Here is a 7,095-nt window from a genome sequence, read left to right as displayed (position 1 = left end):
CCACCACCCCGGCCTCCCCGCCGCCCTTCCCCGGCGCCGACCGCTTCGGCCCCGGCCGGGTCAACGACGACGTCCTGCTGCTCGGGCGGCAACTCGTCCGCAAGGGCTTCGCCGCCGCCTACCGGGAGGGCCCCAGCCGGGACTGGGGCGAGGCCGACCGCCTCAACGTCCAGGCCTTCCAGCGCGCCCAGGGCTGGACCGGCTCCGAAGCCGACGGCTACCCGGGCCCCCACACCTGGCGCCTGCTCTTCACCTGACCCCCGCCCGGGAGCACGCCCCGGACCCTCCTCACCCCGCAGCGTGCTCCCGCACCCACGCGTGCATGGCGATCGCCGCCGCCGCCCCCGCGTTGATCGACCGGGTCGACCCGAACTGCGCGATCGAGCAGACCGCCGCCGCGTGCTCCCACGCCTCGGGCGTCAGCCCCGGCCCCTCCTGCCCGAACAGCAGCACGCAGCGCTCCGGCAGCCGGAAGGTCTCCAGCGGCACCGCGCCCGGCAGGTTGTCGATGCCGATCACCGGCAGCCCGCGCTCGGCGGCGTACGCGGCCAGCGAGGCCACCGACCCGTGGTGGCGCACGTGCTGGTACCGGTCGGTGACCATCGCGCCGCGCCGGTTCCAGCGCCGCCGGCCGACGATGTGCACCTCGCCGGCCAGGAAGGCGTTCGCGGTGCGCACCACCGAGCCGATGTTGAAGTCGTGCTGCCAGTTCTCCACCGCGACGTGGAAGCCGTGCCGCCGGGTGTCCAGGTCGGCGACGATCGCCTCGTGCCGCCAGTAGCGGTAGGCGTCGACCACGTTGCGGCGGTCCCCCGCGGCCAGCAGTTCCGGGTCCAGCCGGGGGTCGTCCGGCCACGGCCCGGGGTGCGGGCCGACGCCGATCTCGCGGTCGTCGCCCAGGTCGTCGTACTGCTCGCCCAGCTGGGGCGCCGAGGTGTCGCTCACACCCCCAACGGTACGGGCTCCGGACGGGCCGGCTGCGGCCGCGTCCGCACCGCGCGCTCCAGCTCGGTGAGGGCCTGCATGACCAGCCGGGCACCGGCCCGGGTGACGTCGATCCGGTCGTCCCGGGGCAGCGCGGCGAGCTGGTGGTCCCAGGTCCGGTGGGCGTCGCGGAGCAGCGCGAAGTCGACGTCCTGGCCGAGCAGGACCGCCGCGGCGGCCAGCGCGGTGGCGTCCCGCAGCTCCTCGCCGAACGCGGCCGCGCCGGGCACCGGCGGGGCGTCCTCGGGCGGCAGGTGGGCCTCCAGCAGGACGGTGCAGCGGTCCAGCATGCCGACCGCCGAGCGGGCCTTGTCGAACTGCTTGCGGGTCAGCTCCCGCACCTGCTCGTCGTGCCGCACCGGCTCCACCTCGGCCCGGTCCAGCGCCGCCAGCATCTCGCTGCGCGCCTCCCGGACGTCCAGCAGCGCCGGCCGGACGTCCTTCTCGGCGTGCCCGCCCGCCGGGTCCCCGTACGCGCCGAACACCGCCGCCGCGTACCGCCCGGCCGAGGCCAGCCACTCGGCGAGGCGCTCCGGCAGCCGGGCGGTCTGCCAGGTCGGGAACAGCGCGTACGCGGCGAGCGCGACGAAACCGCCCAGCAGCGTCATCGACACCCGGTCCACGGCCAGCCGCACCGGGTCGCCGGGCTGCAGGCCGAGCAGGAACACCACGTACGAGGAGATCGCCACCGTCATCACCGCGTACCCGGTGCGCATGGTCAGGTAGGCCAGGCCCATGCAGCTCACCGCCAGGACGGCCAGCACCCAGTCCCCGGGGTCGAACAGCTGCACCACCGCGGTGGACACCAGCACCCCGGCCGCGGTGCCCGCCACCCGGGCCACGCCCCGGCTGAAGGTCTGCGCGAAGTCGGGGCGCATCACCATCGCCGAGGTCATCGGCGCCCAGTAGCCGTGCTCGATCCGCAGCAGCCGGGACGCCAGGTAGGCGGAGGTGACCACCAGGGCCATCCGCGCCGCGTGGTGGAAGATCGCCGAGTGCCGGTGCAGCTGCCGCCCGACGGTGGCCAGCGCGGCGGGCACCAGCTTGACCAGCGGCGGGCGGCGCAGGCCGGTGGTGGGCGCGGTGCGGGACTGCACGGTGGTGCGGTCCTGCCGGTCGAGGCGGTCGGCGGCCCGGCCCAGCAGGCCGGAGAGCCGGCGGGCGGAGCGGCGGGCCGCGCCGCGCAGCCGGTCCTCGCCGCTGCCGCTGCCCGGGCGGGCCAGCGCCAGGCCGGGGGTGTCCTTGGGCAGCCGGACGGGGTCGCCGCTGCGGATCGCCCGAGCCAGCGCGTCCAGCACCTCGGCGGCGGCGGACAGCACCTCGCGGGCCCGGTCCCGTTCGGCGCCCTCCTCGGCGGCGCCCACCCGCGGGTCGGCCAGCGCGGCCAGCGCGGGGCGGATCCGCTCGGCGATGGTGCGCAGGCCGCGCAGCTCGGGCGGGCGGCGCTTGGCCTGCCAGGCGGTCAGCGCGGCGGCCTGCCGGCCGACGATGAACGGCTCCGGGTCGACCTGCGCCACCGGGTCGTGCCGCAGTCGGCGGGCGTAGTCGCCGAGCCCGGCGTAGATGTCGGCGAGCGCGTCGCGCTGGGCCCGCCAGCTGTCGATCGGCCAGACGGTGACCACCAGGGCCTGGACGGCGCCGCCGACCGAGCAGAGCAGCCCGTGCTCGACCGCGGTGGGCACCGACACCGGCAGCTGCACCACCACCATCATCACGGCCAGGGTGTTGGCGGCGACCACGCCCGCGGTCGGCCCGATCGCCCAGGCCAGCCCGGCCCCGAACGCCCACAGCGCGAGCAGCACCGGGAACGCGCCGGGGATGCCGACCGCGACGTAGCCCAGGAAGGTCGACAGGCCGAGCCCGGCCGCGGCCACCAGGGCCAGCGAGGCGCGCGGGCGGAACGAGCGCTGGAAGGTCGCGGTGCCCGCGATGAACGCGCCCATCGCGGCCGAGGTGGCCTGCGCGGGCCCGTACAGGAACAGCGCGGGGAAGACCACCAGCGCCGCGGCGACCGCCCCGCGCAGCGCGCGCCGGGGGTTGGTCAGCGAGCGGTCCACCGTCAGCCCGGCCCGCGCGGTGTCGCGCAGGGCCGTGAACCAGGACATACCGCGAGCTTATCGACTTTTCGCCCGGCGGCCCGGTCAGTCGTCCGGACCGTCCGCCGACCCGCCCACCGGCTCGCCGACCGGCTCCCGCTCCCGCCGCTCCCGCCGGCCGGCCGTGCTCCGCGCCCACCGCTCGGCCAGCCGCTCCTGCGCCCCCACCAGGAACGCGGTCGGCAGGAACACCGCGTCCGCGGAGACCATCGCCAGCGAGAAGAACGGCAGCCCGAGCAGCACCGCGATCGCCAGGTGCTCGCACACCATCACCGCCAGCAGCACGTTCTTCAGCCGCCGCGCGGCCAGCGAGAACGGGAAGCCGACCTGCATGACCACGGTGCCGTAGGTCAGCACGAAGGTGACCAGCAGGCTGCCGCCGAGCAGCCCGGACAGCTCCGGCCAGGGCGTGAAGTACTCCAGCTTCAGCGGGTAGAAGACGGCGGTGCCGTCCTGCCAGCGGGCGCCCTGCACCTTGTACCAGCCGGCCGTGGCGTACACCAGCACCACCTGGACCGCGATCACCAGCATCGCGCAGTTGTGCAGCATCGCGGCCAGCGCGTCGGCCAGCGCCCGCGGCTCGCCCCACTCCGACGGGTGCCGGCCCGGCCGGCGGGCCCGGCGGCGGGCGTCCAGCGACCAGACCGTCCCGCAGCGGGTGAACACCAGGTAGATCGCCATCAGGTGGACCAGGTTGTCGCCGCCGTCGCCGAGGAACACGTTGCGGTTCTGCAGCGACAGCACGGTCAGCGCGAACAGCACCGCGGACGCCCGGGTCCGCCAGCCCAGCGCCATGGCGCCCGCCGACAGCAGCGCCAGCAGGTACACCGCCTCGAACCACCAGCGGCCGTCGCTCCAGGACAGCGCGGTGAAGGCGTGGGTCTCGGACAGCAGCCGGCCGTTCAGCTCCGCCGACCAGGCCGACCGGTCCCCGTACAGCACCCGCCGGTTCGGCCACTCGCGCAGCAGGTACGCGCCCCAGGTGCCGGCGGTGCCGATCCGCACCACGGCGGCCTGGTAGGGGGCGAGGGTGGTCAGCAGGCGCGGCAGCGCGGCCCGGACGGCGGAGGCGGCGGACGTCACGACAGGCCCCGCCGGTCCTCGGGCTGCACCGGCCACCAGGGCAGCTCCCGGACGTGCGGCGCGGTGTCGACCTGCTCGCCGCTCCAGCGCGGCGGGGCCACCGCGGTGACGGTGGCCCGCAGCTGGACCTGGATCACCCGGTCGCCGCCGGGGCCGATCCGCTGCAGGGCGATCCGCTCCAGGTACTGCTCGGCCAGCTGCCCGCGGCTGCCGGCCGCCGCCCGCCCGTCGCCGTCGCCGTGGGTGGACTCGTAGAAGTCCCAGGCCCGGCGCAGCAGGTTCTGGTCCAGGTGGCTGGGCGCCGGGTCGTGCCGGATCGCCGCCCAGTCCTCGGCGGTCAGAGCGCGCCACTCGCCGGTGGCCACCCGCCCGTCGGCGCCGATGGTCTGCACCCGGGCGTCCACCGCGACGTTGCGCTGCAGCGGGTCCGGCGCGAACAGCTTCCAGTTCTGCTCGAACTCCGGGTAGACCACCGCGTCCAGCTGGGAGCGGTACTCCTTGGACACCGAGTTCGCGGGCGCCACCGCCAGGAAGAGCGCGCCGAGGAACGCCAGGACGCAGGCTCCCAGCCCCACCCCGGCGACCACCAGCACCACCCGGGCGGGCTTGGACCAGACGCGCACGGCCGACATCCTGCCGCACCGACCACGCGTTCGAACAGGGGCCGGGGCCCTTGCGCCCGCCCTACAGGACGAACGGCTCCTGCCCGCCGCCGCTCACCATCGGGCGGCCCGCGGCCTCCCAGGCGAACATCCCGCCGTCCACGTTGACCGCGTCCCGGCCGCCCGCGACCAGGTACTGCACCACCTGCGCGGAGCGCCCGCCGACCCGGCACAGCACGTACAGCCGGCCCTCGGGCAGCTCGTCGAGCCGGGCCACCACCTGGCCGATCGGGATGTGCAGCGCGCCCTCCACGTGCCCGGCGTCCCACTCGTCCTGCTCGCGGACGTCGAGCAGGGCGGCGTCGGCGGGCACCGAGGCGGCGTCGGCGGTGGGCAGCTGAGCGAACATCGGGGGAGTCTCCTGGGGTGCGTGGGACGGTTCGTTCCCGCCATTGTCCGGCAGCAGCGCGGCCAGCCGCGCCTGCCGGTCCGCGGCGGTGGCCAGCAGCTGCTCGGCGAGGTCCTCCAGCAGCCGCTCCGGCTCCTCGGGGCGCAGCAGCAGCAGCTCGCCCATCGGGGTGCGCTCCAGCCGGACCCGCTCCACGGCCAGCGCGGTGATCCGGCCGGTCAGCCACTCCAGGCGCTGGCGCAGCCAGCCCAGCCGGTCGGGGGAGTCGGCGGCGGGCGCCGAGTCCGGCGAGGAGGACCACTCCTCGGCCAGCTGCTCCAGCCCCTCGGTGTCGGCCAGCGCGTACGCCTCGTTGACCCGGGCGATGAACGCCGAGCGGCGCTCCTGCTCGGCCGGGTCGGTGGTCAGGTCGGGGTGGGCGCGGCGGGCCAGCTCGCGGTAGACCCGCTGGGCGTCCCGGTCCGGCCGCACCCGGCGGGCCTCCGGCTCGCCCTCGCGCGGGCCGCGCTCCTGCGGCGGCTCGACCCGCTCGCGGGCCTCCCGGGCCCGCTGCAGGTCCTCCGGGTCGCCGCTGAGCGCCGCCACCGACTCGGCGATCAGCGCGTCCAGCTCGTCCAGCTCGGCGTACAGCGGGCCGAGCAGCTGGTGGTGGGCCAGCGCGAAGTTGTCGATCTCCACCCGCAGGGTGGCCACGTCGACGTCCAGGGTCAGCCAGGCCAGCTCGGCCGCCGCGACCCGCTCCTCCAGGTCCTGCCGCTCCGGGTCCGCCCACACCTCGACGCTCGGTACGCTCACCCTGGCCACCCTACCGGGGCCCGGCACACCGCCGTCCGGGTGACGGCGGGGCACGCCGGGGGCGCCCGGCGGGCGACACGCAACTGATACGGACGAATCTGCCCGATTGGCTACCTGCCCCCGGTGTCCCCGTGCTTCATTGGAGGGCGCACGCAAGGACGCGCGCACCGGCCAGGAGGAGCAGCAAGCACAACAAAGGGGCAGACCGATACCCATGGTGGACCAGCCCGATCCCACACCCCCGGCCGGAGTGGCCGCCCTGCTCCGGGTCGCCGCCGTGCTGGTCGACCCCGACGGCCGGATCGCGCTGTGGAACCGCACCGCTGAGGAGCTGTTCGGCCACCGCGCCGAGGCCGTCCTCGGCCGCACCGCGCACGGCCTGCTGCCCGCCGTCGAGCCCCGCCCGGACGGCTCCGGCCCGGCCCACCGCTGCGACGCCTTCGACACCCTCGACGACCTCACCCTGGACGGCCCGTGGGCCGGCCCGATGGCCGCGCACGACCGCGAGGAGCGGCTGCGCGACGTCCTGTGGTGGGCCTACCCGCTGGTCGAGCCGGTCGGCCGCTCGCTGCTGGTGCTGGCCGCCGACGCCCGCCCGCTGCGCGCCGCCGGCCCGCGGATCGCCCTCGGCGCCCGCCTGCTCCCGTACGCCGCCGCCCCCGCCGCGGCCCGCCCGCAGCAGGTCGACGCCGTCCTCGCCCCGCCCGGCCCGGGCAGCGCCGAGGCGCTCGCCGGGCTGCTCCCGCCCGGCTCCGCGGAGCGCCGCCGCCGGCTGCTGGACGCCCTCGCCCTGGCCGGCCCGCCCGCGCTCCGGGTGGACGGCGCGGCCGGGCTGCCGGTGGTGCCCCACCAGCCCTCCCCCGAGGGCGCCGGCACCGCCCGGGCCGCCGCCGGGATCGGCCGCCGCTACCCCACCGCGCAGCAGCGCGCCGCCCGCCGCGCCGCCGAGCCGGCCCCGGGCACGGGTGCGGCGGGCGCCACCGGGGTACGGATACCGGCTGCCGGGCCCGCGACGCCACGGCCCGGCCGCCCCGTCCCTGGACCCCGCGACGCCGCCGCCCACGGCCCGACCCCGGGAGGCCCCGCCATCGACCCCGCCGCCCCCGACCCGATCACCGCCCCCCTC

The 7,095-nt window shown here is 77.0% G+C and carries 7 protein-coding genes; 2 read left to right on the top strand and 5 right to left on the bottom strand.

The window, feature by feature from the left end; all coding sequences use genetic code 11:
* On the top strand, nucleotides 1-257 hold a 257-nt coding region (locus IH44_RS0138315), incomplete at its 5' end, for a peptidoglycan-binding protein (protein ID WP_030464478.1).
* A 31-nt stretch (nucleotides 258-288) separates the two neighbouring features.
* Here IH44_RS0138315 and IH44_RS0138310 read toward each other — a convergent pair.
* From IH44_RS0138310 to IH44_RS47015, 5 genes are all read right to left on the bottom strand, one after another.
* Entirely contained in the window at nucleotides 289-945 is a 657-nt protein-coding gene (locus IH44_RS0138310) for a TrmH family RNA methyltransferase (protein ID WP_030464477.1), read from the bottom strand.
* Nucleotides 942-3,089, bottom strand: coding sequence for an FUSC family protein (locus IH44_RS0138305; protein ID WP_035957614.1), 2,148 nt, complete (start codon nucleotides 3,087-3,089; stop codon nucleotides 942-944). The genes IH44_RS0138310 and IH44_RS0138305 overlap by 4 nt, the downstream gene beginning before the upstream one ends.
* A 36-nt stretch (nucleotides 3,090-3,125) precedes the next feature.
* Nucleotides 3,126-4,163 carry an HTTM domain-containing protein gene (locus IH44_RS42025; protein WP_063759769.1) on the bottom strand — a complete coding sequence of 346 codons (1,038 nt, stop codon included), beginning with the start codon at nucleotides 4,161-4,163 and terminating at the stop codon, nucleotides 3,126-3,128.
* Nucleotides 4,160-4,786 carry a DUF5819 family protein gene (locus tag IH44_RS0138295; protein ID WP_051818213.1) on the bottom strand — a complete coding sequence of 209 codons (627 nt, stop codon included), beginning with the start codon at nucleotides 4,784-4,786 and terminating at the stop codon, nucleotides 4,160-4,162. Before IH44_RS0138295 ends, IH44_RS42025 begins: the two co-directional genes overlap by 4 nt.
* Before the next feature lie 61 nt (nucleotides 4,787-4,847).
* On the bottom strand, nucleotides 4,848-5,969 hold the full coding sequence (locus IH44_RS47015; RefSeq protein ID WP_157852611.1) for a rhodanese-like domain-containing protein: 1,122 nt from the start codon (nucleotides 5,967-5,969) through the stop codon (nucleotides 4,848-4,850).
* Between the two features lie 214 nt (nucleotides 5,970-6,183).
* Between IH44_RS47015 and IH44_RS0138285 the strand changes: the two genes are divergently transcribed.
* The coding region (locus tag IH44_RS0138285; protein ID WP_030464472.1) for a PAS domain-containing protein at nucleotides 6,184-7,095 on the top strand (912 nt) is incomplete at its 3' end.

Source organism: Kitasatospora sp. NRRL B-11411, from assembly GCF_000721345.1.
Classification (GTDB): domain Bacteria; phylum Actinomycetota; class Actinomycetes; order Streptomycetales; family Streptomycetaceae; genus Kitasatospora; species Kitasatospora cineracea.
This window is presented reverse-complemented; position numbering and strand designations above follow the sequence as displayed.

Excerpts from the sequence above, each read along its gene's own strand:
- IH44_RS0138305 (WP_035957614.1), bottom strand. The coding sequence starts at position 3,089 with ATGTCCTGGTTCACGGCCCTGCGCGACACCGCGCGGGCCGGGCTGACG.